The organism is Tahibacter soli, assembly GCF_025717065.2.
Taxonomy (GTDB): domain Bacteria; phylum Pseudomonadota; class Gammaproteobacteria; order Xanthomonadales; family Rhodanobacteraceae; genus Tahibacter; species Tahibacter soli.
Map to the genome: position 1 here is coordinate 241,267 of NZ_JAOVZO020000001.1, position 23,896 is coordinate 265,162.

At 68.2% G+C, this 23,896-nt stretch carries 28 protein-coding genes and 1 tRNA gene; 19 read left to right on the forward strand and 10 right to left on the reverse strand.

Annotated features, from left to right (window positions below; translation table 11 throughout):
- Positions 1-12 precede the first annotated feature (12 nt).
- Complete coding sequence (locus OD750_RS01095) at positions 13-339, reverse strand: DUF4124 domain-containing protein (RefSeq protein ID WP_263544551.1); 327 nt, start codon at positions 337-339, stop codon at positions 13-15.
- A 2-nt stretch (positions 340-341) separates the two neighbouring features.
- Complete coding sequence (locus tag OD750_RS01100; protein ID WP_263544552.1) at positions 342-779, reverse strand: DUF4124 domain-containing protein; 438 nt, start codon at positions 777-779, stop codon at positions 342-344.
- 246 nt (positions 780-1,025) lie between these two features.
- On the opposite strand from OD750_RS01100, the gene pssA reads away from it, so the two are divergent.
- The 9 genes from pssA to rimI all read left to right on the forward strand — a co-directional run bounded on the left by pssA (position 1,026) and on the right by rimI (position 8,116).
- Positions 1,026-1,832 carry a CDP-diacylglycerol--serine O-phosphatidyltransferase gene (gene pssA / locus OD750_RS01105; protein WP_263544553.1) on the forward strand — a complete coding sequence of 269 codons (807 nt, stop codon included), beginning with the start codon at positions 1,026-1,028 and terminating at the stop codon, positions 1,830-1,832.
- Positions 1,829-3,523, forward strand: coding sequence for a SpoIIE family protein phosphatase (locus OD750_RS01110; protein WP_263544554.1), 1,695 nt, complete (start codon positions 1,829-1,831; stop codon positions 3,521-3,523). Before pssA ends, OD750_RS01110 begins: the two co-directional genes overlap by 4 nt.
- Entirely contained in the window at positions 3,520-3,849 is a 330-nt protein-coding gene (locus OD750_RS01115; RefSeq protein WP_263544555.1) for an STAS domain-containing protein, read from the forward strand. The genes OD750_RS01110 and OD750_RS01115 overlap by 4 nt, the downstream gene beginning before the upstream one ends.
- Entirely contained in the window at positions 3,849-4,646 is a 798-nt protein-coding gene (locus tag OD750_RS01120) for an MlaE family ABC transporter permease (protein ID WP_263544556.1), read from the forward strand. The genes OD750_RS01115 and OD750_RS01120 overlap by 1 nt, the downstream gene beginning before the upstream one ends.
- Before the next feature lie 8 nt (positions 4,647-4,654).
- On the forward strand, positions 4,655-5,455 hold the full coding sequence (locus tag OD750_RS01125) for an ABC transporter ATP-binding protein (protein WP_263544557.1): 801 nt from the start codon (positions 4,655-4,657) through the stop codon (positions 5,453-5,455).
- A gap of 175 nt (positions 5,456-5,630) precedes the next feature.
- Positions 5,631-6,557 carry an MlaD family protein gene (locus OD750_RS01130; protein ID WP_272841734.1) on the forward strand — a complete coding sequence of 309 codons (927 nt, stop codon included), beginning with the start codon at positions 5,631-5,633 and terminating at the stop codon, positions 6,555-6,557.
- Positions 6,554-7,159, forward strand: a complete 606-nt coding sequence (locus OD750_RS01135; protein WP_263544559.1) for an ABC-type transport auxiliary lipoprotein family protein — start codon at positions 6,554-6,556, stop codon at positions 7,157-7,159. The genes OD750_RS01130 and OD750_RS01135 overlap by 4 nt, the downstream gene beginning before the upstream one ends.
- On the forward strand, positions 7,156-7,629 hold the full coding sequence (locus tag OD750_RS01140; protein WP_263544560.1) for a hypothetical protein: 474 nt from the start codon (positions 7,156-7,158) through the stop codon (positions 7,627-7,629). Before OD750_RS01135 ends, OD750_RS01140 begins: the two co-directional genes overlap by 4 nt.
- A 1-nt stretch (position 7,630) precedes the next feature.
- Positions 7,631-8,116, forward strand: a complete 486-nt coding sequence (rimI, locus tag OD750_RS01145) for a ribosomal protein S18-alanine N-acetyltransferase (protein WP_263544561.1) — start codon at positions 7,631-7,633, stop codon at positions 8,114-8,116.
- Between the two features lie 170 nt (positions 8,117-8,286).
- On the opposite strand, the gene OD750_RS01150 is transcribed toward rimI, so the two are convergent.
- Complete coding sequence (locus tag OD750_RS01150; RefSeq protein ID WP_263544562.1) at positions 8,287-8,565, reverse strand: hypothetical protein; 279 nt, start codon at positions 8,563-8,565, stop codon at positions 8,287-8,289.
- Between the two features lie 88 nt (positions 8,566-8,653).
- Here OD750_RS01150 and OD750_RS01155 point away from each other — a divergent pair, with 88 nt between their 5' ends.
- The gene (locus OD750_RS01155; RefSeq protein ID WP_263544563.1) at positions 8,654-8,983 is read left to right on the forward strand and encodes a Rieske (2Fe-2S) protein; all 330 of its coding nucleotides are present in this window, start codon (positions 8,654-8,656) and stop codon (positions 8,981-8,983) included.
- 164 nt (positions 8,984-9,147) lie between these two features.
- Here OD750_RS01155 and OD750_RS01160 read toward each other — a convergent pair whose 3' ends face one another.
- The 5 genes from OD750_RS01160 to OD750_RS01180 all read right to left on the reverse strand — a co-directional run bounded on the left by OD750_RS01160 (position 9,148) and on the right by OD750_RS01180 (position 15,447).
- Entirely contained in the window at positions 9,148-10,992 is a 1,845-nt protein-coding gene (locus OD750_RS01160; RefSeq protein WP_263544564.1) for an SLC13 family permease, read from the reverse strand.
- Between the two features lie 20 nt (positions 10,993-11,012).
- Positions 11,013-11,711 (reverse strand): tRNA (guanosine(46)-N7)-methyltransferase TrmB, encoded by a 699-nt coding sequence (trmB, locus tag OD750_RS01165; protein ID WP_263544565.1) that lies wholly within the window; start codon positions 11,709-11,711, stop codon positions 11,013-11,015.
- Complete coding sequence (locus OD750_RS01170; RefSeq protein ID WP_425508200.1) at positions 11,708-12,493, reverse strand: thiazole synthase; 786 nt, start codon at positions 12,491-12,493, stop codon at positions 11,708-11,710. Before OD750_RS01170 ends, trmB begins: the two co-directional genes overlap by 4 nt.
- Before the next feature lie 70 nt (positions 12,494-12,563).
- On the reverse strand, positions 12,564-12,764 hold the full coding sequence (gene thiS, locus OD750_RS01175; protein ID WP_263544567.1) for a sulfur carrier protein ThiS: 201 nt from the start codon (positions 12,762-12,764) through the stop codon (positions 12,564-12,566).
- Between the two features lie 64 nt (positions 12,765-12,828).
- Positions 12,829-15,447: a DUF6600 domain-containing protein gene (locus OD750_RS01180; RefSeq protein WP_263544568.1), complete on the reverse strand. Its 2,619-nt coding sequence runs from the start codon at positions 15,445-15,447 to the stop codon at positions 12,829-12,831.
- Positions 15,448-15,651: 204 nt separating this feature from the next.
- On the opposite strand from OD750_RS01180, the gene OD750_RS01185 reads away from it, so the two are divergent.
- Together OD750_RS01185 and OD750_RS01190 are read left to right on the forward strand one after the other, a co-directional pair.
- A tRNA-Gly gene (locus OD750_RS01185) sits at positions 15,652-15,725 on the forward strand.
- 236 nt (positions 15,726-15,961) lie between these two features.
- Entirely contained in the window at positions 15,962-16,240 is a 279-nt protein-coding gene (locus tag OD750_RS01190; protein ID WP_484600490.1) for an HU family DNA-binding protein, read from the forward strand.
- 29 nt (positions 16,241-16,269) lie between these two features.
- Here OD750_RS01190 and OD750_RS01195 read toward each other — a convergent pair whose 3' ends face one another.
- Positions 16,270-16,779 carry a GNAT family N-acetyltransferase gene (locus OD750_RS01195; RefSeq protein WP_263544569.1) on the reverse strand — a complete coding sequence of 170 codons (510 nt, stop codon included), beginning with the start codon at positions 16,777-16,779 and terminating at the stop codon, positions 16,270-16,272.
- Positions 16,780-16,915: 136 nt separating this feature from the next.
- On the opposite strand from OD750_RS01195, the gene OD750_RS01200 reads away from it, so the two are divergent.
- The gene (locus OD750_RS01200) at positions 16,916-17,617 is read left to right on the forward strand and encodes a formylglycine-generating enzyme family protein (RefSeq protein WP_263544570.1); all 702 of its coding nucleotides are present in this window, start codon (positions 16,916-16,918) and stop codon (positions 17,615-17,617) included.
- Here OD750_RS01200 and OD750_RS01205 read toward each other — a convergent pair.
- Positions 17,614-18,291 carry a histidine phosphatase family protein gene (locus OD750_RS01205; protein ID WP_263544571.1) on the reverse strand — a complete coding sequence of 226 codons (678 nt, stop codon included), beginning with the start codon at positions 18,289-18,291 and terminating at the stop codon, positions 17,614-17,616. The two genes, OD750_RS01200 and OD750_RS01205, sit on opposite strands and share 4 nt — an antisense overlap.
- A gap of 311 nt (positions 18,292-18,602) precedes the next feature.
- Between OD750_RS01205 and OD750_RS01210 the strand changes: the two genes are divergently transcribed.
- From OD750_RS01210 to OD750_RS01235, 6 genes are all read left to right on the forward strand, one after another.
- A complete protein-coding gene (locus tag OD750_RS01210) occupies positions 18,603-19,082 on the forward strand; it encodes an ATP-dependent zinc protease family protein (RefSeq protein ID WP_263544572.1) in 480 nt (159 codons plus the stop codon).
- A complete protein-coding gene (gene rimK, locus OD750_RS01215) occupies positions 19,079-19,981 on the forward strand; it encodes a 30S ribosomal protein S6--L-glutamate ligase (RefSeq protein WP_263544573.1) in 903 nt (300 codons plus the stop codon). Before OD750_RS01210 ends, rimK begins: the two co-directional genes overlap by 4 nt.
- A gap of 137 nt (positions 19,982-20,118) precedes the next feature.
- Positions 20,119-20,655 carry a hypothetical protein gene (locus tag OD750_RS01220; protein WP_263544574.1) on the forward strand — a complete coding sequence of 179 codons (537 nt, stop codon included), beginning with the start codon at positions 20,119-20,121 and terminating at the stop codon, positions 20,653-20,655.
- Between the two features lie 238 nt (positions 20,656-20,893).
- The gene (locus OD750_RS01225) at positions 20,894-21,334 is read left to right on the forward strand and encodes a hypothetical protein (protein WP_263544575.1); all 441 of its coding nucleotides are present in this window, start codon (positions 20,894-20,896) and stop codon (positions 21,332-21,334) included.
- A gap of 111 nt (positions 21,335-21,445) precedes the next feature.
- Complete coding sequence (locus OD750_RS01230; protein WP_263544576.1) at positions 21,446-21,859, forward strand: BlaI/MecI/CopY family transcriptional regulator; 414 nt, start codon at positions 21,446-21,448, stop codon at positions 21,857-21,859.
- Positions 21,859-23,688, forward strand: a complete 1,830-nt coding sequence (locus OD750_RS01235) for a M56 family metallopeptidase (RefSeq protein ID WP_263544577.1) — start codon at positions 21,859-21,861, stop codon at positions 23,686-23,688. Before OD750_RS01230 ends, OD750_RS01235 begins: the two co-directional genes overlap by 1 nt.
- Positions 23,689-23,896: the final 208 nt, after the last annotated feature.

Genomic DNA, 23,896 nt, shown 5'->3' on the forward strand with positions numbered 1-23,896 from the left:
CGTTTGCGCGGGCTACTTCGCCGGATCGGGCGGAATCGGGCGCGCGTTCGGATCGGCGCCCGGCGCGCGATAGCCGGGCACGACATTGGTGTTCGGATCGTAGCGCACCGTTTCGTAGCGGCGGCCGTCGGGCGGCGGCACGTCGGTGACGTTGAGCACGCCCTTGTCGTCGCGCCACTTGTACAGCACGGGCGACGCACGGTCGGCGGTCGGCGATACGGGCGCAGCGTGCCGCACGGCGACCGGCAGCGTCTGCGGCGCGAAATACCACCAGCCGACCGCGCCGGCCGCGAGCGCGGCGAGCAGCCACAGCCAGGCCCGGCCGCGCTGCGGCGTCACGTTCAGCCTGCCGGCGGCGCGCAGTACTGCTGCACGATCGTGCGCGCGACGGCGAGTTCGGCGTCGCGGTCGGCGCCCGCGAGCGGCACTTCCTTGCCGTCGCGCGTGGTCACGAGCTGCTGCTGCCCGGCGAGCAGGCCTTCGCGCTGCTTGGCTTCGGTGCAACGCTGCGCCCGGCGCTGCTCTTCGGTCTGCGGCTCGCCCGCGGCGGGCGCGGCGGCGGCCGGGTCGGCCGGCTTCTGTTCGGTCGCGGTCGACGTGATCGGGGCGGCCTGGCCGACGATCCGGATGTTGTCGAACTGCTGGCCCTTGGGCGGCGGCGAGTCGGAAAAATGCATGATGCCGTTAGCATCTTTCCACTTGTAGACCTTGTTGTCGGCGGCGTCGGCGACGCCGGCCGCGGCGACGAGCAGGCCGATCATCAGATAGCGAATTTTCATGGTTCTCTCCGGCACCAGTCTGTCTTGAGTATCGCGCGGCGGCCGGTGCTGCGGCGTCCGCCTTCGTCACAATTCGTCAAAGAAGGCGGCCTAAGCACTTGCTGCGGCGCGGGGTTTGCGGGTCTGCGCCCGGTCGATGCACCCGGTCGCCTGGATATCACTGTCGGGGGCCGGTTACAAGCCGCGCCGGCGCGCCGCGTGCGGGCCATGCGCTAAACTCGCGCAAAATCCGGCTACGGAAGACGCATGGAATCGAGCGACACCGCGCGGCGCAAACCGCACCGCGGCATCTACCTGCTGCCCAATCTCCTGACCACGGGCGGCATGTTCGCCGGTTTCTACGCGATCGTCGCGGCCATGGCCGGGCATCCGTCGGACGCGGCGATCGCCGTGTTCGTCGCGGGCCTGCTCGACGGCCTGGACGGCCGCGTCGCGCGCCTGACGAATACGCAGAGCGAGTTCGGCGTGCAGTACGACTCGCTCGCCGACATGGTCAGCTTCGGTCTCGCGCCGGCGCTCGTGCTGTACACGTGGTCGCTGTCGACGTTGAAACAGTACGGACCGATGGCCGGCAAGCTCGGTTTCGCGGCGGCGTTCGTGTACGCCGCTTGCGCGGCGCTAAGGCTGGCGCGGTTCAACACGCAGGTCGGCGTCACCGACAAGCGCTATTTCCAGGGGCTGGCGAGCCCGGCGGCGGCGGCGCTGACGATGTCGTTCGTCTGGGCCGCGGCCGACAACGGCCATGCCGGCGGCGACCGCCTCGTGCAGATCGTCGCGCCGTGCATCGCCGTGCTGGCGGGCCTGCTGATGGTCAGCAACCTGCGCTATTTCAGCTTCAAGGCCGCGCCGCACTCGTCCGAGCGCGTACCGTTCGTCGCGGTCACCGCGGTCGTGCTCGTGTTCGTCGCGCTGTACATCGACACGCCGCTCGTGTCGTTCGCGATCGCGTCGCTGTACGCGGCCTCTGGGCCGGTGCTGACGCTGTGGGGCCTGCGCCAGCGCCGCAGCCGGCGCGCCGAGGGCGCGCGCGGCGAGGAGCCGCCGGTCTCATGACGCCGAGCACGGCCACGATGCTCGCCCGCGCCGCGCAAGGCGACGACGCCCGCGCGTTCGCGCTGCTGGCGGACCTGTCCGAGGCGCTGGCCGAATCGCTCGACCTGCGCCAGACGCTGACGCAGGCGCTCAACCGCATCGCCGACTACATGGAGGCCGAAGCCGCGTCGCTGTTCCTGCTCGACGCCGCGACCGGCCTGCTCGAGTGCAAGGTCTGCGTCGGCCCGGTCGATCTGACCGGCCTGACGCTGTCGATGGAGCAGGGCGTCGTCGGCCTCGCCGCGACCGAAAACGCCGTGCAGATCGTCGCCGACGCGCAGACCGATCCGCGCGTGCACAAGCGCATGGACGCCGAGACCGGCTTCGTCACCCGCTCGCTGCTGTGCGCGCCGCTGACGACCGCGAACGGCCCGATCGGCGTGCTCGAGCTCATCAACCGCAAGAGCGGCGCGCCGTTCGATGCGACCGACGCCGGCATCCTGCGCCTCCTTGCCGCGCCCGCCGCGCTCGCGATCAACAACGCGCGCATGGCGCGCGAGCTGATCGAACAACAGCGTCTCAAGCGCGAGTTCGACCTCGCGCGGCGGCTGCAGAAATCGCTGCTGCCCAAGCGTCGCCGCGCCGGTTTTCCGCTGCTCGCGGTGAACGTGCCGGCACACGAGATCTCGGGCGATTTCTACGACTATTTCGACCTGCCGGACGGCCGCATCGGTTTCGTCATCGGCGACGTTTCGGGCAAGGGCCTGGATGCCGCGCTGCTGATGACGCGCGCGGCGAGCCTCCTGCGCTGGGCCGGCAAGGACGGTCTGGCACCGTCGGAATGGCTGCGCCGCGCGAACGACGAGCTGTGCCAGACGACGCAGGACGGCCGCTTCGTCTGCGCGCTGGTGGGCTACTACGCGCGCGCCTCGGGCCAGGTGCGTCTGGCCGGCGCGGGTTTTCCGCCGGCGCTGCTGCACGCCGACGGCGACTACGCGGAGTTCCGTTCCGACGGCCCGCCGCTTGGCATCGTCGCCGACATGACCTTCGCCGAGACGATGGTGACGCTGGGTAGTGGAACCTTGTATTTCTTCTCCGACGGCGTGACCGACGTGCGCACCGGTGCGAGCCGGCTCGGCAACGCCGGCGTACGTTCGCTGATCGACCGCTACGCGACGCTGCCGCCGGAAGTGCGGCTGCGTTCGATGGTGTCGGAGCTGCGCAGCTTGAAGCTCGTCGACGACACGACCATCCTGCTGCTCGAGGAGCCGCGCGCGCATCCGCCGCAGGTGCTGCTGCGGCGCAGCTTCGCGGCCGAACCGGAGCGCATGCGCAATGTCCGCGCCGACCTGCGGCACGCGCTCGACGCGGCGCAGGTCGCCCCCGAACTGCGCGACCGCCTGGTGCTCGCCGTCGACGAGGCGTGTTGCAATATCATCCGTCACGCGTACCGCGACCGTGCCGGCGACATCACGTTGTCATTGCGGCGCGACGGCGACGTGCTGGAATTCGAACTGCGCGACAGCGCGCCGAGCGTCGATCCGTGTACCGTCAGGCCGCGCGAACTGGGAGAGTGCCGGTCGGGCGGGCTCGGCGTCGCGATCATCGATCAGGTTATGGACGAGTGGCTGCTGCAGCCGCGCAGGGGCGGGAGCGGCAATGTGCTGCGCATGATCAAGCGCTGCCCGCAGCCGCAGGAGGACGAGGCATGAATGAAGTAACCAGCGAAGAACAGGGCGATTTCACGGTCGTGCGATTGTCGGGCGAGGTCGACCTTTCCTGGTCGCAGCAGGTGCGCCAGGCGATTCTCGACGCGCTCGAGCGCGAGGCCGGCGTCGGCGTCGAGCTGTCGGCCGTGAGCTATATCGATTCGTCGGGCATCGCCGCGCTCGTCGAAGGGTTTCAGAACGCGCGCCAGAACGGCCGGCGCTTCGCGCTCGTCGCGGTCAGCCAGGCGGTGATGGCGGTGCTCGAACTCGCGCGGCTCGACCGCGTGTTTCCGATCGTCGCCGACGTCGAAGCGGCGCGCGCGGTCTGATGGAGCCGGTCACGCGCCCGCTCGCGAGCCTCGGCCGGGCGACGATCGGTTCGATCGCCGGCTTCGGCTATGCGGGGATGCTGCTGGCCGAAAGCTTCTGGTTCGCGCTCGTCGGCTGGCGGCGCGGGCAGCCGGTGCGCATCGCGTCGATCGCCGCGGAAATGCGCCGCATCGGCGTCGACGCGCTGCCGATCGTCGGCATGCTGTCGCTGACGATCGGCATCATGCTCGGCATCCAGTTCGTCGCGGCGCTCAAGGAATTCGGCGCGCAGTCGCAGGTGGTGCTCGCGGTCGCCAAGTCGGTCACGCGCGAATTCGGCGCGCTGATCACGGCGATCCTCGTCGCCGGCCGTTCCGGTTCGGCGCTCGCCGCGCGCATCGGGTCGATGACGGTGTCGCAGGAAGTCGACGCGCTGAACGTGATCGGCATCGAGCCGGTGCGCTATCTCGTCGCGCCGGCGCTGATCGCGATGCTGGTGATGCTGCCGGCGCTGACGATTTTCGCCGACACGCTGGCGATACTCGGCGCGGCGCTGTACAGCGCGCCGGCGCTCAACGTCACGCCGCTCGCGTACATCATGAACACGATGGCGCTGCTCGAACCGGGCGACATCTGGCAGGGCGTCGCCAAGAGCGTGGTGTTCGCGATCCTGATCACGCTGATCGGCTGCAGCACCGGCTTCGGCGTGACCGGCGGCGCCGAGGGCGTCGGCCGTGCGACGACGCGCGCGGTGGTGCTGTCGATCTGCTACATCATCGTGGCGGACATGATCTTCTCGTTCTTCCTCAATCGATAGGCGGGAACGTGGCCGACGCCGAAGCGCTGATCGACGTGCGCGGACTCGAAGCCTGGTACGGCAAGCGGCGCATTCTTGCCGACGTCGATTTTCGCGTCGAACCGGGCGAGATCCGCGTGATCATGGGCGGTTCGGGGTCGGGCAAGAGCACGCTGCTGCGTCACGTGCTGGGTCTGCACCGGCCGAGCGCCGGCACGATCCGCGTGCTCGGCGTCGACATCGCGCATGCCGACGCCGCGCAGATGCTGGATATCCGTCGCAAGATCGGCGTGTCGTTCCAGGGCGGCGCGCTGCTCACGTCGCTGTCGGTCGGCGACAACGTGGCGCTGCCGCTGCGCGAACTGACGACGCTCGACGAGAACACGATCCGCATCATGAGCCGCATCAAGCTCGAGGTCGTCAACCTCGGCGGCTTCCAGGATCTGATGCCGAGCCAGCTCTCGGGCGGCATGGTCAAGCGCGCCGCGCTCGCGCGCGCGATCGTGATGGACCCCAAGCTGCTGTTTTTCGACGAACCGTCGGCGGGGCTCGACCCGGTCGTATCGGCCGAACTCGACGAGCTGATCCTGCGCCTGCGCGACGCGCTGCGCATGACGATCGTGGTCGTCACGCACGAGCTTGAAAGCGCGTTCAAGATTGCCGATACCATTACCGTGCTGGACCAGGGCAGGGTGCTCATGACCGGCACGGTCGACGAGGTGCGCAACGCCGACAACGAGCGCATCCAGGATTTGCTGAACCGGCGGCCGCGCGAGGTGGTGGTCGACGTCGACGCGTACATGAAGCGGCTGACGGAAGAGGACGCTTAGCAATATCTGCCTCCTCTCCCCCAAGCTTGCTTGGGGAGAGGCCGGGTGAGGGGGCGGCGCTTGGTATTTCGTCGATCTCGACGAGGATCGCGACGGCGCCCCCTCACCCCACCCCTCCCCAGGCAAGCCTGGGGGAGAGGGAGCGAATATCGGAAGGATTGGAAAAAGGAACAACGTGAAACGTGATCATGTGAACTACACTCTGGTCGGGGCGGTCGTGCTGGCGGCGCTGGCGCTGCTCCTGGTCGGGCTGTACCTGATCACCGGCTCGTCCGGCGGCCGCGCCGACTATCACACGTACTATCGCAACGTCACCGGCCTGCGCCACGGCGCGCCGGTGTTCTACCAGGGCTATCGCATCGGCCAGGTCAGCGCGCTGACGCCCGAGCGCGGCGCCGACGGCACGCGCTACAAGGTCACGCTGAGCGTGCGCGAGGACTGGCCGATTCCGACCGACTCGATCGCGCGGCTGCAGTCGAGCGGCCTGCTCGCCGACGTGTCGATCGGCATCTACGAAGGCAAGGAAAAGAACAACCTCGCGCTCGGTGCCGAGATCAAGGGCGAGGAGAGCTCCGACATCTTCGGCGCGATGAACGAACTCGCCGGCGAAATCACCTCGCTCACGCGCACCCAGATCACGCCGCTCGTGCGCACGCTGTCGCAGCGCGTCGACTCGATCACGGGCTCGCTCGACAAGGGAACGCCGGAAATCGTGTCGCAGGCGCAGGCGCTGCTGGTGCGGCTCAACCACGTGTCCGACGCCGCGAACGACCTGCTCAAGCCGTCGAACCGGCAGGCGGTCAGCGGCATCCTCGGCGACGTGCGCGCGGTCAGCGTCGATCTCGTCACCACCAAGGAAAGCCTCGACACCGCGCTGATCGAAATCGCGGCGATCGCGAAGGAAAACCGCCCGGCCGTGAACGAGGCGCTGACCGATCTGCGCGCCATCCTGTCGGCGTTGTCGGGCCGCATCGACGCGATCGTGCATCATCTGGACGCGGCGAGCCGCAACGTCGACGAATTCAGCCGCGAGATCCGCAAGAATCCGAATCGCCTGCTGCTCTCGCCGAAGGCCGACAAGCTGGAGGAATCGGAGAAATGAAGTCCGTCGTTCTGGCGTTCGCCATCGCGTTCCTGACCGCCGCATGCACCGCGCCGACCGTGCCGGACATGGTGTACTACCGGCTGCCCGAGCCGACGCTCGACTACGCCGCCGTGACGCGCCGGTTCGAACTGCCGATCGACGTGAACGTGTTCGCGGCCGACGGCCTGTATTCCGAGCAGGCGCTGATCTTCACGCAGCGCGAAGACGGCCGGGCGCTGCAGACGTATCACTACCAGCACTGGGTCGATCCGCCGGCGCGCCTGTTGCAGCGACGGCTGATCGGCGTGCTGCGCCGCGCGCAGATCGCGCCGCTCGTGACCGATCGCCTGCCCGCGAGCGCCGACGCGCTCGTCATCACCGGCGTGATCCTGCGCTTCGACCGCGTGCGCGCGGCCGATGGCCAGCATGCCGAGGTCTCGGTGCAACTGCGCATCGAGCGCGGCGGCGATCTGCTCGACGAACACGTGTACAAGGCATCCGAGACCGCGAAGAGCGACGAGTTGAAATCGACCGTCGATGCGTTCGGCGCCGCGCTCGACACGATCTACGCCGAGTTTCTCGTCGACCTCGGCAAGCTCGATCTGGAGCGCAAGCGATGAGCGCGCAGACCGTTTACGCACCCGACGCCGAGCGCCTGCGCCGCCTCGACGCGATGGGCGTGCGCGTGTATCGCCTGCGCTCGGCCACGCCGCGCGCCGGAGAACCGGCGTCGCCCGCGGCCGACGCCGCGGCGAACGCCGCGGGCGTGCGTCTGCTCGTGGTCAGCGACGAGGCGCGCACGCCGGCCGCCGACGCGATCGTGCGCACGCTCGGCGTCGCCGACGCAGCGATCGGCTGGTGCGTGGCGCGCGGCGGCAAGCTCGACGCGCTTGATCTGGACGCCGGCGCGTACCTCGTACTCGGCGAGCATCTCGCCCGCGTGCTCGGCGCCGAACTGCCGACCGCGACGCAGCAGCGCGCGTCGATCGTCGTGGCCGCGGCGCCGTCGGCGCTGCGCGGCGACGCGATGGCCAAGCGCCTGCTGTGGCAGGCGCTGAAGCCGCTCAAGCGGCGTCTGGCGGTGCGCTGAGATGGTCGCGATCCTGCAGCCGCTGTTTCCGGAAATCCGCCCGATGAAGCTCGAGGATCTCGAGCGCGTCGTCGAGGTCGAATCCGCGGCCTATCCGTTTCCGTGGGCGATCGGCATCTTTCGCGACTGCATGCGTGCGGGCTACAACTGCTGGGTGCTGTCGCGGCCGAACGAAATCGTCGGCTACGGCATCCTCTCGGTCGCCGCGGGCGAGGCGCACGTGCTCAACGTCTGCGTGCGTCCGGGCGAGCAGGGCAACGGGCACGGCCGCCGGCTGATGCGGCGCCTGATCGACCTTGCGCGCTGGCATCGCGCCGAGCGCGTGTTTCTCGAAGTGCGCCCGTCGAACGGGCCGGCGATCGCGCTGTACGACCAGCTCGGTTTCAACGAGATAGGCCGGCGGCCGAACTACTACCCGGCCGTGCGCGGTCGCGAGGACGCCATCGTCATGGCGCTCGAACTTTTGCCCGACGTCGGCGAGGACTGACTAGTGGCCTGTAACAGATGAATCGGAAGAGGGATCGCGAAGGACGCATCGTGCAGGACGCCGCTGCGGAGCGAGGCCAATAGCACAAGCTATTGGCCGAGTGAGCAGCAAGTCATGCGCGGCCAGGACGAGCGAGCTACTTTCGATTTGTCTGTTACAGGCCACTAAGTTCAGCGCGTCGTCGAACGATCGCGCACGACCGTGAACTCGCCCTCGATGACGCCCGGCGGCGGAGGCGGCGCCTGCGGACGCTCGGCCTGCGCGGGAGCCGCGGTCGGACGGACGAACTGACGCGCGGCCCAGATGACGGCGCCGATCGTGACGAGCGCGAGCGCTGCGAAGAATCCGAACACCACGAGCGCGGCGAGAATCAGAACGCCGATGACGGCGGACACGGCGCGCAGGAACGGATGGCGCGTGCGCGGAAGCCGGAACATGGTGGTGTACATGAGCGCTTTGCTCCGTATGGCATCATTGCCGATTGCTGAGGTCCCAGTCTGGGGATTGCCATCGCGGACTCAAGTGCCGCAAGTCAGGATGAACGAAAACAAGGTGTTATGCCGCGTCGACGACGTTCCGGACGGCGGCGCTGTCGCGGTCGACGTCGCCAGTTCGACCGGCGGTTTCAGCGTCATGGTGCTGCGCCAGGGCGAGCGCGTCTACGCGTATCACAACGAGTGCCCGCACGCCGGACGCCGGCTCGACTGGTCGCCCGGCAAGTTTCTGATCAAGGACGGCGTGATCATCTGCGCCGCTCACGGCGCGACGTTCGACGTGCCGACCGGCGCGTGCCTCGGCGGGCCGTGCCGCAGCGGACTGGCGGGCGTGCCGGTCAGCATCGTCGACGGCAACGTCGTCGAGCCCTAGTGGCCTGCAACAGACAAATCGAAAGTAGCTCGCTCGTCCTGGCCGCGCCGTACTTGCTGCTCACTCGGCCAATAGCTTGTGCTCGGCCTCGCTCCGCAGCGGCGTCCTGCACGATGCGTCCTTTGCGATCCCTCTTCCGATTTATCTGTTACAGGCCACAAACGCTACCGCGCGATCAGCCAGTTCACGCAGACCAGCAGCGTGACGAGCAGCAGCAGCGTCAGCGGCGCGCCGACGCGCAGGAAGTCGCGCCGGCGATAGCCGCCGGGGCCGCCGACGATCGTCAGCACCGGGTTCGCGTTCGCGATCAGGAACGTGTTCGACGTCGAGATCGCGACGATCAGCGCGTACACGGCCGGGTTGCCGTTCGAGGCGAGCGCGATGTTGATCGCCATCGGCACCATCATCACGGTGGCGCCGACGTTCGACACGACCTGCGCGAAGAACAGCGACAGCACCGCGATCACCGCCTGCAGCGCCCACTGCGGCCAGGCGCCGAGATACACGAGCACTTCCTGCGCGACCCACGCCGCGGCGCCGGTCGAGTCCATCGCCCAGCCGAGCGGAATCAGGCAGGCGAGCGTGAAGATCGTCTTCCAGTTGATCGCGCTGTACGCCTCGTCCATCGTCAGCACGCCGGCGAGCAGCATGCCGACCGCGCCGGTCAGCATCGCGACCGACAGCTTCATGCTGGTGAAGAGGCCCAGCAGCATCGCGAGCGCGAAGAACGTCAGCGCGTGCCACAGCTTCGCCGGGCGCGCTTCCTCTTTCGGAATGTCGGTGACGACGACGAAGTCGCGGTCTTCGGCCGCGTGCACGAGATCGCGCCACGCGCTGTGCATCACCAGCGTGTCGCCGGCGCGCAAGCTCACCTTGCGCACGTCCTCGCGAAACACCTGGTCGCCGCGATACACCGCCAGCACGCTGATGCCGTGGCTCTTGCGCATGCGCAGGTCGCCGAGCATCTGCTTGATGTAACGCGAGTTCGGCGGGATCACCGCTTCGGAAATGCCGGCGCGGCCGGGATTGAACATGTCGCCGAACTGGCGCAGGCGCGAAGAGAGCTTGAGCAGCTGGTTCTGCGCGAAATCGTTGACGTGGTCGCGCTGGCCGAGCACGCCGAGCACCGTGCCGACCCAGATCATCTGGTCCGCCGGCGGCGCCAGGCGCGATTCGTTGCCGTTCTTCATCGCAAGGATCAGCGGCGCGCCGCGCATCTGCTCGACCTCGCCGACGCTCATGCCGACGAGCGGGCTTTCCGCGGTGACGGTCAGCTCCATCACCTCGCCGTCGATGCCGTAGGTTTCGGCGAAGTACGTTTCGGTGCGGCCCGGCGTCACCTTCTGCTTCGTCTCGACGTCGGGCAGCACCTTGCGCGTCAGGAAGAAGAAGTACGCGAGGCCCACGACGAAGAGCGGCACGCCGATCGGCGCGATCGCGAACAGCGTGAACGGTTCGATCGTGCTCGCGCCGGGCGGCAGGTTGCGGTTCGCGCTGACGATGAGGTCGTTGAGGAGGATCAGCGGCGAGTTCGAGATCATCGTCACGTTGGTGCCGGCGAGGATCATGCAGCCCATCGGCAGCAGCAGGCGCCGCAGCGGCACGCCGGTACGCGCCGACACGCGCGAGACCACCGGCAGGAACAGCGCCGCGAGCGCCTGGCTCTGCATGATCGCCGACAGGCCGCCGGCCATCGCGTTGATCAGCACCGACAAGCGCGATTCGACGCCCTGCGACAAACGCAGGATCAGGCTCGCGGCCTTGTTCAGCACGCCGGTGCGGTCGAGGCCGGCGCCCATGATCATCACCGCGATCAGCGAGATCACCGCGTTGCCGGCGAAGCCGTCGAACAGCTGCTCGACCGGCATGAGGCCGGTGATGCCGATCACCACGATCACGAGCAGCGCGACGACGTCGGCACGGATCCACTCGAGCACCAGCATCAGCACGGTGAAGACGACCAGCCCGAACACGAGCATCATGTCGGTCGTCAGTGGAAGTCCGTTCATTGCCGGCTCGAATCCTTCCTTCAGACCCTGTCGTATACGAAATCCCAGACGCCGTGGCCGAGCCTTACGCCGCGTTTTTCGAAATGCGTCTGCGTGCGCCAGTCCGGCCGCGGCGAGGCGTTGCCCGCGCCCGCGCGGTTGCGCCACGACGGATCGGCGTCGACCGTCGCGAGCATCTGTTCCGCATAGTCGGCCCAGTCCGTCGCCAGATGCAAGCAGCCGCCCGGCATGACGCGGGTCGCGAGGAACGCGACGAACTCCGGCGCGATCAGCCGGCGCTTGTTGTGGCGCTTCTTGTGCCACGGATCGGGAAAGTACACGCGCACTTCGGACAAGGCGCCCGGCGCGATCTCGTTTTCGAGGACTTCGACCGCGTCGTGGTGATACACGCGCACGTTCGTCGCGTGCTGCGCGCCGAGCGCGTTGAGCACGCGGCCGACGCCGGGGCGGTGCACCTCGATGCCGATGAAATTCTTGTGCGGCTCGAACGCGGCGCCCCAGGCGAGCTGCTCGCCGTTGCCGAAGCCGATCTCCAGCACGAGCGGCTGCGCGTTGCCGAAGATCGCGGCGTAGTCGCGCGCCGTTCCCTGATAGTCGAGGCCGTAGTGGGGCCAGTGCTCGGCGAACGCGCGCTCCTGCGCCGGCGTGATGCGGCCCTGGCGCAGCACGAAACTGCGGATGCGGCGCGGGTGCTCCGGGGGCGTCGCCGCGTCCGTCATGCGATCGTGCCGTCGATCGGGCTCGACGCCGACGCGTAGCGCTTGCGCGGAATGCGGCCCGCGAGAAACGCCTCGCGGCCGGCTTCGACGGCCTTGCGCATCGCGCTGGCCATCAGTACCGGATTCTTCGCGCCCGCGATCGCGGTGTTCATCAGCACGCCGTCGCAACCGAGCTCCATCGCGACCGCGGCGTCCGACGCGGTGCCGACGCCGGCGTCGACGAGGATCGGCACTTTGGCGTTTTCCACAATTTCAAGAAGGTTGTAGCGGTTCTGGATGCCGAGGCCCGAACCGATCGGCGCGGCGAGCGGCATCACCGCGACGCAGCCGATCTCTTCCAGGCGCTTGGCGAGGATCGGATCGTCGGAGGTGTACACCATGACGTGGAAGCCGTCGGCGACCAGCGTTTCGGCGGCCTTGAGCGTCTGCACGACGTCGGGAAACAGCGTGCGCGCGTCGCCGAGCACTTCGAGCTTGGTCAGGTTGTGGCCGTCGAGCAGTTCGCGCGCGAGGCGGCAGGTGCGCACGGCGTCTTCGGCGGTATAGCAGCCGGCCGTGTTCGGCAGGATCGTGTAGCGCGACGGCGGCAGCACGTCGAGCAGGTTCGGCTGGTTCGGATCCTGGCCGATATTCGTGCGCCGGATCGCGACGGTGACGATTTCGGCCCCGGCGGCTTCGGTCGCCAGGCGCGTTTCGTCGAGATCCTTGAACTTGCCGGTGCCGGTCAGGAGGCGCGAGCGGTACTGCTTGCCGGCGATGACGAAGGTATCGGAAGTGGTCACAGGCATGGCTCGCCGCTTGAAAACGCGGCATGTTAGCAGGGTCGCCGCGGAGGCGTGATGCGCGATGGTTCTATCCGCCGCCGATGGCGTGCACGATTTCGACGCGATCGTTCGGTTTGAGCGTCGTCTGCGCATGCCGGCTGCGCGGCACGATTTCGTGATTGATCTCGACCGCGACGCGGCGTTCGCCGTAGCCGTGGTCGGCAAGGAGCTCGGTCAGGGTCTTGTCGTCCGCGATCTGGCGCGGTTCGCCGTTGAGCAGAATTTCCATCCGCCGATTGTAGCGCCACGAAAGCGAAGGCGCGCTGGAGCGCGCCTTCGCGGGTTGCCTGCGGTCAGCGGCGATCGTCTTCCTTCTTGCGATCGTCGCCGTCGTCCCGATTGCCGCGACCGCGCTGCGGCGCCTGATCGCGCTGCTGCTGTTGCGGCGCTTCGCGCTGCCGGGCTTCGCGCTGCTGCTGCACCTGCTGCGCCTGCTGCTGGCGCTGCGCCTGCTGCGCTTCCTGCTGGCGCTGCATCTGCTCGCGCTGCGCCTGCTGCTGTTCGCGCTGCTCCTGCTGCTGGCGCTGCATCTGCTCACGGCCGCGCTGCTCGTCCTCGCGCTGACGCTGCACCTGTTCGCGCTGCTCCTGCTGCTGGCGCTGCATCTGTTCGCGACCGCGCTGCTCGTCCTCGCGCTGGCGCTGAACCTGCTCGCGCTGAGCCTGCTGTTCGCGCTGCTCCTGTTGCTGGCGCTGCATCTGCTCGCGACCGCGCTGCTCGTCGTCGCGCTGACGCTGCACCTGCTCGCGCTGCTCCTGCTGCTGGCGCTGCATCTGTTCGCGACCGCGCTGCTCGTCGTCGCGCTGGCGCTGGGTCTGCTCGCGCTCGGCCTGCTGCTGGCGCTGCATCTGCTCGCGACCGCGCTGTTCGTCGTCGCGCTGACGCTGCGCCTGCTCGCGCTCGGCCTGTTGCTGGCGCTGCATCTGCTCGCGGCCACGCTGCGCATCTTCGCGCTGAGCCGCGTCGCGCGGCGCGCGGTCGACCGGCGCCTCGCGCTGCACCGCTTCGCGCTGGTTCGGCGCTTCGCGGATCGGTTCGCGACGGATCGTCGGCTCGCCGCGCTCGCGCACGTTCGGGCGCGTGAAGTCGCGTTCCGTGGGCTGCGCGTCGCGACCGCGCACCGGCGCTTCGCGATTGGGCGCTTCACGGCTCGGCGCGTCGCGATTGGGCGCGTCGCGCGTCGGCATGTCGCGGCTCGGCGCATTGCCGCGGTCGCGCGACGGCGGCGCTTCGCGGTCGGTGGCGACACGGCCCGGCGGATTCGACGCGCCGTCCGGCGCGCGCGAACGCGGCGGCGGACCGCCGCGGCTGCCCGGTTCGGCATCGAGCGTGCGCGCGTTGCGCGCCGCGTTGTCGTCGATCACGCGTACGCGCTGCGGCGCGTTCGCCGCACCGGCGGAGCGACCGCGCGACGGGAGCGTTTCCGCCACTTCCGGCGTCAGCGCACGGCCCGGCGTGCGCTGCAGCGCCTGCTGGCGATCGGCGAACGACGCGATTTCGCGCGGCGGCGCCGTGCGCGCCACGACGGCGCGATCGAACACTTCGCGCTGCGGCGCGTTGCTGGCGGCGCGACCGGCGCCGAGCACGCTGCGGCTGACCGGCGCGATCGTCGCGACCTGACTCGTTTCGCCGCGCATCGCCATGTCGCGGTCGAAGCGCACTTGCGCGCCGCGCACGCCGCGCGAATTGACGAACGCATCGGTCGACACCGCCGTCACCGCGCCGTTCACGCCGCGGTTGAAGTAGTTGATCTGCCCGGTGACGTTGCGGCCGCGCGAATAGTCGTTGTAGATGTTCGTGATGTACGTGTTGTTGATGACCGTGTTGGTCACGTTGACGCTGGTGAAATAGCCGCGGCTCGAGCGGTACGGCGGCACGTAGATTTCGCGCGGACCGAGCGGGAACCAGCCGATCGGACGGCCCGCGGTGATGCCGACGCTCCAGTTGTGGCCGCCGACGAACGCGACGAGCGCCGGCGCGTACACCGGACGCGAAGCGATCGGGCCCGGGATCCAGCCCCAGCGATTGCGCACGTACGCCCAGCGGCCGTAGTGGAACGGCGCGAAGCCCCACGCGGAATCGTCGACCCAGGTCCAGCCCCACGGCTCCTGCCAGATCCAGTGGCCGTCGCGATACGGCGCCCAGTCGGCGGCGACGCGCGTCGGATACCACACCGCGCCGTAGTCGCTTTCGGTCGTCCACGAACCGTATTCGTCGAGGTCGGAATAGCCGATCAGGTCTTCCGACACGTAGCGGCGCGACGCGGAACGTTCCATCGCGGCGTTGCGCTCGGAGCAGAAACGGTCGAATTCGTCCGGGCGCGGAATGTCGAACGCCTCGTAGTCGGTCAGGCGCGTGTCGTAGAAGCGGATCGCTTCGCCTTCGCGGATGCGAAAGTTCGCCTTGTCGCCGTACGCTTCGCCGCCGCCGTCCCAGACCGCGACGGTCGTGTGGTTTTCGCGCGCATCGACATCGATGCGGTATTCGCCCGGACGCGACACGACGAACGCCAGGGTCGGCGTATCGACTTCGAAGATCTGACCTTCGTAGATTCGCCCGACGCGCAGATTCAGCGTGCCCTGCGTGATTTCGACCTGGGCCGTCTCGTCGTCGAGGTTGATGATCGACAGGCTCGTACCCTCGTCGACGCGGAACGTCGCGTTGCCGGCCTGCAATTCGGCCAGCGCGCCGCGGCCTGCCCACAGGCGATCGCCGCGGATCAGCGGCCGGTTGCGCGTGGCGTTGACCCATTCGCTTTCGCCGCCCGGCGAAAAGCTGACGTCGCCGCGCGTGTAGCTGAGCCGCGCGACGCGGCTCGGCGGATCGACGTATTCGGCGTGAGCGACGCCGATCGCCGCGACGGCCAGCAGCGCGCCGCTCAACCAAGCCGCGTACCGCGTAAGCATGAACATGTGTGTACCCTCCGAAGGAACGTGCCGCGCGTGCACCGGTTCGGCTGCACGCACGCGACGTTGGACGTATCAGACCGCAAATACGCTGAATGACGCCCGGATGCCGATGCGAACAAATCGTTCGTTCCACAGCCGTTCAACCGCGCCGGCCGGCAACCCCCGGATTGCCGCTTACCCCGCCGCTATGGCTAAATAACCCCGAATGCGGGTGTAGCTCAATGGTAGAGCTGTAGCTTCCCAAGCTACTGACGTGGGTTCGATTCCCATCACCCGCTCCATCGGCGCCGGACACGCGGCGTCGTTCGCCTCGCCCTCCGCGGGCCTCGCCGAAGCGCCGACCGCTGCAGTCCGACGAGCGGATGCGTCCAAAAGTTCGCTATTGCAAAAAAGTACTGCAGGCTCGAAGTCGCCGCTGCCGCTACCGAGCGCGTCCTTCGGCCGTCTCCGGCGGGCTCTCGGGTTCCTGGGCAGGCGGGCGCGTGCGATAATCGGGGTTTGCCACGAGGAGAATCCCATGAACAAGACGGACCTGATCGCCCGCATCGCCGAGGAAACCGGTCGTACCAAGACCGACAGCGAAAGCTTCCTGAACAGTCTGATCGGCCAGGTGACGCAGGCGCTTGCCGCCGGCGAATCGGTCGTTCTGCCGGGCTTCGGCACGTTCGAAGTCCGCGCCCGCGCCGCGCGCACGGGCCGCAACCCGCAGACCGGCGCGACGATCGAGATCGCCGCCGCCAAGGTGCCGGCGTTCAAGCCCGGCGCCGGACTCAAGAAGGGCGTGTCCGGCGGCTGATCGCCACACGGCGGCCGGCGACTTTCGGGTCAGCCGGCCGCGTCGCTCGGGCCCGCGTCCAGCGTCCGCGTCATGAAAGTGCTGTTCGGATCGTCGACATAGCCGGCGAACGGGCCGGTTTCGACGAAGCCGTGGCGCCGGTAGAGCGCCCGAGCCGGTTCGAAGTAGTCCCACGAGCCGGTTTCCAGGCTCACGCGCCGCATGCCGCGCGAGCGCGCTTCATCGAGCAGATGGCGCAGCATCGAACCGCCGACGCCGCGACCGCGGGCTTGCCGGCTGACGTGCATCGATTTGATCTCGCCATGCTCGGGCGAAAGCGTCTTCAACGCGCCCAGGCCCAGCAGTTCTTCGCCCGACCAGGCCGCCCACAGCCGGATGTCGGCCGCCAGGAAGCCCGACAGGTCCAACGCGTGCGCGCTCCCCGGCGCGGTTGCGGCGCGTGCCGTGGCGGCGTGGGTTTCCAGCAGCGCGACGACCCGGGCGTCGCCGAGGTCGGCCGGCTCGATACGCAGGGACGTCTGCGTTGACGGTTCGTTCATGCGGAACGAAATTCCACGAAAGCGGCGAGCACGTCAATCGGCGACGAAGCACCAAGCCGATATGGCGTAGGCGAAATCCACCTGCCGTGAGAACGTAGGCGTCGCTTACCGCAACGCGCCAGGACTGTCGACGATCATGCAAACCCCGCCAGTCGCCGCCCGTTCGGGCATCACTGTCGAATCCGTCGCCGCGCAGATGGTCGCCGTCGCGCCGGGCCAGATCTGGCTCAAGGACGAAGGATCGCGCCACCACTGGAGCGTCGCGCTGCGCCGCTACGCGATCGCCCGATATGCCGTGACGCGGCAGTCGTACGCCGCCGTGCTCGGTCTTGCGCCGCCGGCGCCTTGCGATGCCGCGCTGCCGGTCGTCGACGTGAGTTGGTACGACGCGATCGCGTTCTGCAACGCGCTGTCGCGCGACGCCGGACTGCACGCCGCGTACGTCTTCGACGAAAGCGGCAATGTGGATTTCGACGCCGGGGCCGACGGCTATCGCCTGCCGACCGAAGCCGAATGGGAATACGCCTGCCGTGCCGGGTCGACCGATGCGCGCTACGGCGAGCTCGACGAGATCGCCTGGCATGGCGGCAATGCTTCGCAGCGCGCGCACGCGGTCGGCGGCAGGCGGCCGAACGCCTGGGGTTTGTACGACATGCTCGGCAACGTGTGGGAGTGGTGCTGGGACATCTACGATGCCCGGGTCTACGGCGAATACCGGGTGTTTCGCGGCGGCGGCTGGAGCGACGACGAGCGCGCGTGCCGCGCGTCGTGCCGGCGCAAGAGCCATCCGACGTTTCGCATCGACGATCTCGGCTTTCGGCTCGCACGGACGCTTTAGACTACGGCAGGCTCCACGCCGCGCGAACGCTGCGCCAGAGAAAACGTGTACAACTGTGCATTCGGAACGTCGCCGTCGGCGTCGGTCGCGAGCGCGTCGTCGGGGTCGTCTCCCAGCAGGTACGCGAGCGCGTTGACGACGATCTGGTGCGTGACCAGCAGCACGCGGTGGCCGTCGTTGCGCGCGCGCAGTTCGTCGACGAAGTCGCGCACGCGCAGCACGACGTCGCAGCGGCTCTCGCCGCCGGGCGGACAGAAGTGGAAGCGGCCGACGCGTTCGCGCAGCATCGCCAGGTGCGGCATGCGTACCGCGACGCCGCGGCGCGTCAGGCGTTCGAGCGCGCCGAACGCCTTGGGTTCGAGCCGTTTGTCGACGCCGAACGCGACGCGTTCGCGCGGATAGCCTTCGCGGATGATGCCCTCGGCCGTCTCCAGCGCGCGCCGGTGGGGCGACGCCACGATGCGCGTCGGGCGCTCGTCGGCCGGCATCGCGGCGATGCGGCGACCGAGCGCCGCCGCCTGACGATGGCCCAGATCGGTCAGGCGCAGCGCCGCGTCGCGCACCGGCGTATCGACTTCGAGCAGGCCGCGCGCTTCGGCGGCGGCGCGTGCGGTGTTGCCGATGCTTTCGCCGTGGCGGCAGGCGAACAGCGGGAGCGAGGGATCGAGTTGCACGTGCGGCTCCTTCCTTTGAGCGGTTGATCGGACGCGTTCTTGGCGCCGGGATTCGAAAGGCTTTCGTCGTTCGCGGCGGCGGCGCGGCGACGCTATTGCACGGACCGCACCAACGCCGGGCGCGCTTACTGTCCTGTTAAGTGAGCGTTGTGCTTGCGATCTCGCAGCGGCCCGGCAACGATCGCGCGACGTGCGCTCAAATCGTGCGACTCGCGCCGCGCCTCGTACGCGAGTCGACCGCTTCGCCGCGTTCTTGCTATCGTGGCGCCCCGTTCGACGCCCGAGCGGTTCGACCCCGCAGCCGAGGCCTCATGCTTTCCCTACCCGTGATCGGCTGGCGCGAATGGCTCGCATTGCCCGACCTCGGCCTCGTCGCCATCAAGGCCAAGGTCGACAGCGGCGCGAGATCGTGTGCACTGCACATCGATTCGCTTGCAGAATTCACGCAGGACGGCGCCACCTGGTTGCATTTTGCGGTGCGGCTGTCGACCGGGCGCCGCGCGAGCGTCGTCGAAGCCGTCGCGCCCGCGCTCGACCGGCGCGTCGTGACCGACTCCGGCGGGCACGCGTCCGAGCGCTGGTTCATTCGCAGCACCGTCAGCGTCGCCGGGCAGGCGTTCGCCGCTGACATCAATCTGACCAGTCGCCGCACTATGCTTTTTCCGATGTTGCTGGGCCGTACCGCGCTCGCCGGCCGCTTCAGGATCGACCCGGCGCGTTCGTACACCGCCGGTCGCCGCCAGGCGCTCGTCGCCGGCACCGAGCCGCGACGCTTTGGAATGCACGAATGAAGATTGCAATTCTTTCCCGTAATACAAAATTATACTCGACGCGCCGGCTGGTCGAGGCCGGTCGTGCGCGCGGCCATCGCGTGCGCGTGCTCGATCCGCTGCGCTGCTACATGCACATCGCCTCGGGCGAGTTCAGCGTGCACTACAAGGGCAAACCGCTGGCCGACTGCCACGCCGTGATTCCGCGCGTCGGCGCGTCGATCACGTTCTACGGCACCGCGGTGCTGCGCCAGTTCGAAATGATGGGCGTGTACACGCCGAACGATTCCGACGCGATCCTGCGCGCGCGCGACAAGCTGCGCTGCCTGCAGTTGCTCGCGCGCGAAGGCGTGGGCATGCCCAACACCGTGTTCGGCGACAACCCGGACGACACCGCCGATCTCATGACGCTGATCGGCGAGCCGCCGCACGTGATCAAGCTCAACGAAGGCGCGCAGGGACAGGGCGTGCTGCTCGCCGAAAAGCGCTCGGCGTCGCAAAGCGTGATCGAGGCGTTTCGCGGCCTGTACGCGAATTTTCTCGTGCAGGAATACATTCGCGAGGCGAAGGGTGCCGACATCCGCTGCTTCGTCGTCGGCGGCAAGGTGGTTGCCGCGATGCGGCGCCAGGCGCGCGACGGCGAGTTTCGTTCGAACCTGCACCGCGGCGGCACCGCCACGGCGGTCGAGCTGAGCGACACCGAGCGCGAGATCGCGATGCTGTCGGCGCGCACGATGGGCCTCAATATCGCCGGCGTCGATCTCTTGCGCTCGCGCCGCGGTCCGCTCGTGCTCGAGGTCAATTCGTCGCCGGGTCTGGAAGGCATCGAAGGCGCGACCGGCGTCGACGTCGCCGGCCTCATCATCGACTACGTGGCCGGCGCGAGTGCGCGGCGCAAGAAGACTTCGCGCAAAAAATAATCCATCGACGAATAGTTCCATGCGCCCGGTTTTCGTCGCGGTGGGGCGGGCGCCGTGCGCGATGCCGGCGCGTCGATAAACGAAAGTCGTAGTACGACAGTTATCGTTGACACCTCCGTATGTCGTGCATAGCATCGATGTCGATCGTCGACCGGCATTGCGCCGGGCTGGCAAGCCAAGGGGTGTTTATGAATCGCTGGATCGTGAATGCGTTGCTGTTGGGTTCCCTCGTGTGCGCGGCGCCGGCCGGCGCCGCCGGGAAAGAAGAGGAAAAGGCCATCGCGGCCGAAACGAAGGCCGCGTTCGTCGATCAGGCGGCGAGCGTGCGCAAGCAAATGGAGCAGGGCGGCCGCTACGAATTCGTGAGCGGGCCGGAACGGTCCAGGGTCGGCGCGCGCCTCGACGAAATGGCCGCCATTTTCGAGCAGGGCGACGTCGCGTCGCTGTCGAAGGCGAAGGTCGCCGACCTGTACACGGCGCAGGAAGACATCAACGCGATACTGACCAAGCGCGACGGCCGCCGCGTGATCTGCGAGCGCGTCAAGACCGTCGGCTCGCACATGAAAACCCAGCAGTGCATCACCTACGCCGAACAGGAGCGCGGCCGCCGCATTTCGCAGGACGCGCTGCGCAACAGTTCGCGGTCGTCGTACAAACCAGAAAAGGTGAAGTGACCGCGCGAGGCAACGCGCCGGTGTCGTGTTCGAGCGGCTGCGGCGGCCGCCGATTGTTGCAGACTGCAAATCGTACGAAAGTCATCGTTGACAGCTGGCCGGAGCCATGTCTAGGATCGTCGCCCGCACCATCTGCAACGCGATCGTTTGACTGCCGTCACGCCCAACCTGCTTTCAGGGGATTGAAATGAACGTTTTTTGCAAGGCTCTGCTCATCGGCTTTACCGCTGCCGCTTCCATGAACGCCATCGCCGCCAAGCAGGCGGATCCGCCGCCGGCGCTGGCTGCCGATACGAAAGACAAGTTCGACGACCAAGCTGCCGCGATTCGCCAGCAGATGAAGCCGGGCGGCTACTGGGAGTTCGTTTCGGGTACAGAACGCACGACGGTCGAGCGTCGTCTCGACGAAATCTCGCAGATGCTCGCAACGGCGCATACCGCCGGCGAGCTGCAGGCGAAGGAAAAGGCACAGGTGCTCACCGCGCAGGAAGAGATCAACGCCATCCTGAGCAAGAAGGACGGCCGCCGTCTGATCTGCAAGAGCGTTTCGCCGACCGGCTCGCACCGCAAGCAGACCGAGTGCCAGACGTTCGCCGAGCGCGAACGCGAGCGTCGCGACGCCCAGAACAGCATGCGCGATCGTTCGCGCGATGCGCAGGGAATGGTGACCGGCAATTGATCCGAAAGCCTCCACGGCCGCTCGAGGCGGCCGTGGAGGGGTCAAGCCGGGGTCCGAATTTCAGCGCTTGTTCAGCGGCCCGGCTTGCGGCATGCTGTACGAAATTGTTCGTTGGAAGACAGCCACGTGATTACTCGCCGCGCTTCCGAATTACCCAAGCCGACCGAAGCCGAACTTGCCATCCTGGGCGTCCTCTGGGATCGCGGAAGCGGTACCGTTCGCGATGTCCACGAAGCCCTGTACCTGCATGACGGCGGCGGCTACACGACCGCCCTCAAACTGCTGCAGGTCATGCACGGCAAGGGTCTGGTCGAGCGCGACGATTCGCAGCGCGCTCACGTCTTCCGGGCCGCGGTCAGCAAGGAGCGGACGCAGAAGCGCTTCCTCTCCGACATGGTCGACCGCGTATTCGACGGCTCGGCGTCGCAACTGGTCCTGCACGCACTCGGCAGCCAGAACGCGTCCCGTGAGGAACTGCGCGAAATCCGCGCGCTCCTGAACCGCCTGGATCGGGAGACGAAGTAATGGAATTCTGGTTTGGTGCGTTCGAGGCGACCGCTCGTCTGCTCGGACTGGTCCTACTGCATTTCATTTGGCAAGGCGCTCTGATCGGCGCCGTTTTCGGCCTGCTGCGCAACCGCCTGAACGCCGGGCGCGAACGCTACGCGCTCGGTCTCGTTGCGTTCGGCGCGCTGATGCTGGCGCCGCTTGCCACGGCAGTCTGGCTGTCGTATGACGCGCCCGCCGCCGCGGCTTCCGCGACCGCCGTCGTCACCGCGACTGCGGCCGGCCCGTCGACGGCCGTCAGTGCCGATCTCGTTTCGATCGCGGCATGGCAGGATCTTCTGCCCTGGATCGTCGCGCTGTGGGGCGTCGGCGTGGCCGTGCTGACGATCCGTGCGCTTCTGCACTGGCGCGATCTGTCGCGCCTGATCAAGCGCGGCTCGTCGATGCCTGCCTGGCAGGCGCAGCTCGAAAACCTGTGCGCGCGCTTCGGCGTGTCGCGCGCGGTACGCCTTTTGTATTCGGCCGATGTGCAGACGCCGACGCTGGTCGGCTGGATCAAGCCGGTCATTCTGCTGCCGGCGGCGGTCGCGCTGGGCTTTCCCGCCGCTCAGATCGAGCTGATCCTCGCGCACGAACTCGGCCATCTGCGCCGTTGGGACCACGTCGTCAACCTGGTTCAGGTCGTCGTCGAAACCGTGCTCTTCTATCACCCGGTCGTGCACTGGATTTCGCGCGACCTGCGCAACCAGCGCGAGATCTGCTGCGACGAGCTCGTGCTCGAGTTGAGCAAGGCCAACCCGCGCGACTACGTCGAAACGCTCGCCGACCTTGAGCAGTTGCGCCTGTACGGCCACGGCGAACTGGCCGTGACCGCGACCGGCGGCGTGCTGCTTGAGCGCGTGCAGCACATTGCGAAGATTCCGCCGACGACACTCGGTCTGCGCGTGCCCGGCCGCCTGTTGCCGCTGTTCGTGGTCGGCGTCGCGGTGCTCTGGATGGGCGTCGCGCAGCGCGCCGAATGGGATCGCGCCGTGTTCGCGTCGATCTTCTCGCCGCAGCAATTGCGCGGCCTGTTCCATTCCAATGCGATTGCCGTGCAGCGTCCGGATATCGCGATCGGCGACCTGATCGCCGATCGCAGCGCGCTGCGCCTGCCGCAGATCGCCGCGCCGGCGATCGAGGTGCCTGCCGCGACGCCGGTCGAGCCGGAGTCGACGGCCGCCGCCGCAGTCCGCATTCCCGACATTGCTGCCGGTACTGCCGCTGCCGCAACCGCCGACGTGGCTGGCAACGCGCCGCTGAATCTGTCGCTGGCGCCGGCCGCTGCCGCGCCCCTCGTGAACGAACTCGGCGTCGCCAGTCGCGAGGCGGTGCTCGCCGCCACGCCGGCCTCGACGACCCCGGCGCCGTCCGTCGCCGAACCCGTCGCGCCGCCGGCCGAGCCGGTACCGGTGCACGTGAGCCAGCCGTCGTATCCGACGTCCGCGTTGCTGCGCGGCGTGGAAGGCTACGTCAAGCTGTCGTTCCTGCTCGACGCGGGCGGCCAGGTGCGCGACGTCAAGGTCGAGCGCTCGACGCCGGCCAACGTGTTCGACAGCGCAGCGGCGTTCGCGCTGCGCAAGTGGCGCTTCGACCCGGCGTCGTATCCGGTCAGCGGCACGCGCTACACGCGCAACTTCGTGTTCTCGCTCGGCGGCAACAAGATGCCGGCGGGCGCCGAACTCGGCGTCGAGGAAGTGCCGGCCGCGAACGACTGCCGTCTCGTCACCGGTACGCGCATCTGCCGCCGCCCGGGCGATGCGCCGGCCAGCGAGAGCCTGCCGCAGCAGACGACCGCCTTGAACTGATCGATCCATACCGAGAACCGGTCGCCGACGCGGCCGGTTCTCGACGGGCTGATGCCCAAACCGGCCCGCCGCGCCCCTCGCGGACCCGCCGCCGCGGCTTTCGACGCCGCCTTATCAATGCGGTGGCGTGCGTTGACATCGTTAACGTTTCCGTCAAGGCGACTTAACGGCCATTTAAGACCGCGCTGCCTACTATCGATGCCACTGT

Bases quoted from the DNA above. Each gene is read 5' to 3' on its own strand.
- OD750_RS01100 (WP_263544552.1), bottom strand. From the start codon at position 779: ATGAAAATTCGCTATCTGATGATCGGCCTGCTCGTCGCCGCGGCCGGC.
- pssA (WP_263544553.1), top strand. From the start codon at position 1,026: ATGGAATCGAGCGACACCGCGCGGCGCAAACCGCACCGCGGCATCTAC.
- OD750_RS01110 (WP_263544554.1), top strand. From the start codon at position 1,829: ATGACGCCGAGCACGGCCACGATGCTCGCCCGCGCCGCGCAAGGCGAC.
- OD750_RS01115 (WP_263544555.1), top strand. From the start codon at position 3,520: ATGAATGAAGTAACCAGCGAAGAACAGGGCGATTTCACGGTCGTGCGA.
- OD750_RS01120 (WP_263544556.1), top strand. From the start codon at position 3,849: ATGGAGCCGGTCACGCGCCCGCTCGCGAGCCTCGGCCGGGCGACGATC.
- OD750_RS01135 (WP_263544559.1), top strand. From the start codon at position 6,554: ATGAAGTCCGTCGTTCTGGCGTTCGCCATCGCGTTCCTGACCGCCGCA.
- OD750_RS01140 (WP_263544560.1), top strand. From the start codon at position 7,156: ATGAGCGCGCAGACCGTTTACGCACCCGACGCCGAGCGCCTGCGCCGC.
- rimI (WP_263544561.1), top strand. From the start codon at position 7,631: ATGGTCGCGATCCTGCAGCCGCTGTTTCCGGAAATCCGCCCGATGAAG.
- OD750_RS01150 (WP_263544562.1), bottom strand. From the start codon at position 8,565: ATGTACACCACCATGTTCCGGCTTCCGCGCACGCGCCATCCGTTCCTG.
- OD750_RS01155 (WP_263544563.1), top strand. From the start codon at position 8,654: ATGAACGAAAACAAGGTGTTATGCCGCGTCGACGACGTTCCGGACGGC.
- OD750_RS01160 (WP_263544564.1), bottom strand. From the start codon at position 10,992: ATGAACGGACTTCCACTGACGACCGACATGATGCTCGTGTTCGGGCTG.
- trmB (WP_263544565.1), bottom strand. From the start codon at position 11,711: ATGACGGACGCGGCGACGCCCCCGGAGCACCCGCGCCGCATCCGCAGT.
- thiS (WP_263544567.1), bottom strand. From the start codon at position 12,764: ATGGAAATTCTGCTCAACGGCGAACCGCGCCAGATCGCGGACGACAAG.
- OD750_RS01180 (WP_263544568.1), bottom strand. From the start codon at position 15,447: ATGTTCATGCTTACGCGGTACGCGGCTTGGTTGAGCGGCGCGCTGCTG.
- OD750_RS01190 (WP_484600490.1), top strand. From the start codon at position 15,962: ATGAACAAGACGGACCTGATCGCCCGCATCGCCGAGGAAACCGGTCGT.
- OD750_RS01195 (WP_263544569.1), bottom strand. From the start codon at position 16,779: ATGAACGAACCGTCAACGCAGACGTCCCTGCGTATCGAGCCGGCCGAC.
- OD750_RS01200 (WP_263544570.1), top strand. From the start codon at position 16,916: ATGCAAACCCCGCCAGTCGCCGCCCGTTCGGGCATCACTGTCGAATCC.
- OD750_RS01210 (WP_263544572.1), top strand. From the start codon at position 18,603: ATGCTTTCCCTACCCGTGATCGGCTGGCGCGAATGGCTCGCATTGCCC.
- rimK (WP_263544573.1), top strand. From the start codon at position 19,079: ATGAAGATTGCAATTCTTTCCCGTAATACAAAATTATACTCGACGCGC.
- OD750_RS01220 (WP_263544574.1), top strand. From the start codon at position 20,119: ATGTCGATCGTCGACCGGCATTGCGCCGGGCTGGCAAGCCAAGGGGTG.
- OD750_RS01225 (WP_263544575.1), top strand. From the start codon at position 20,894: ATGAACGCCATCGCCGCCAAGCAGGCGGATCCGCCGCCGGCGCTGGCT.
- OD750_RS01235 (WP_263544577.1), top strand. From the start codon at position 21,859: ATGGAATTCTGGTTTGGTGCGTTCGAGGCGACCGCTCGTCTGCTCGGA.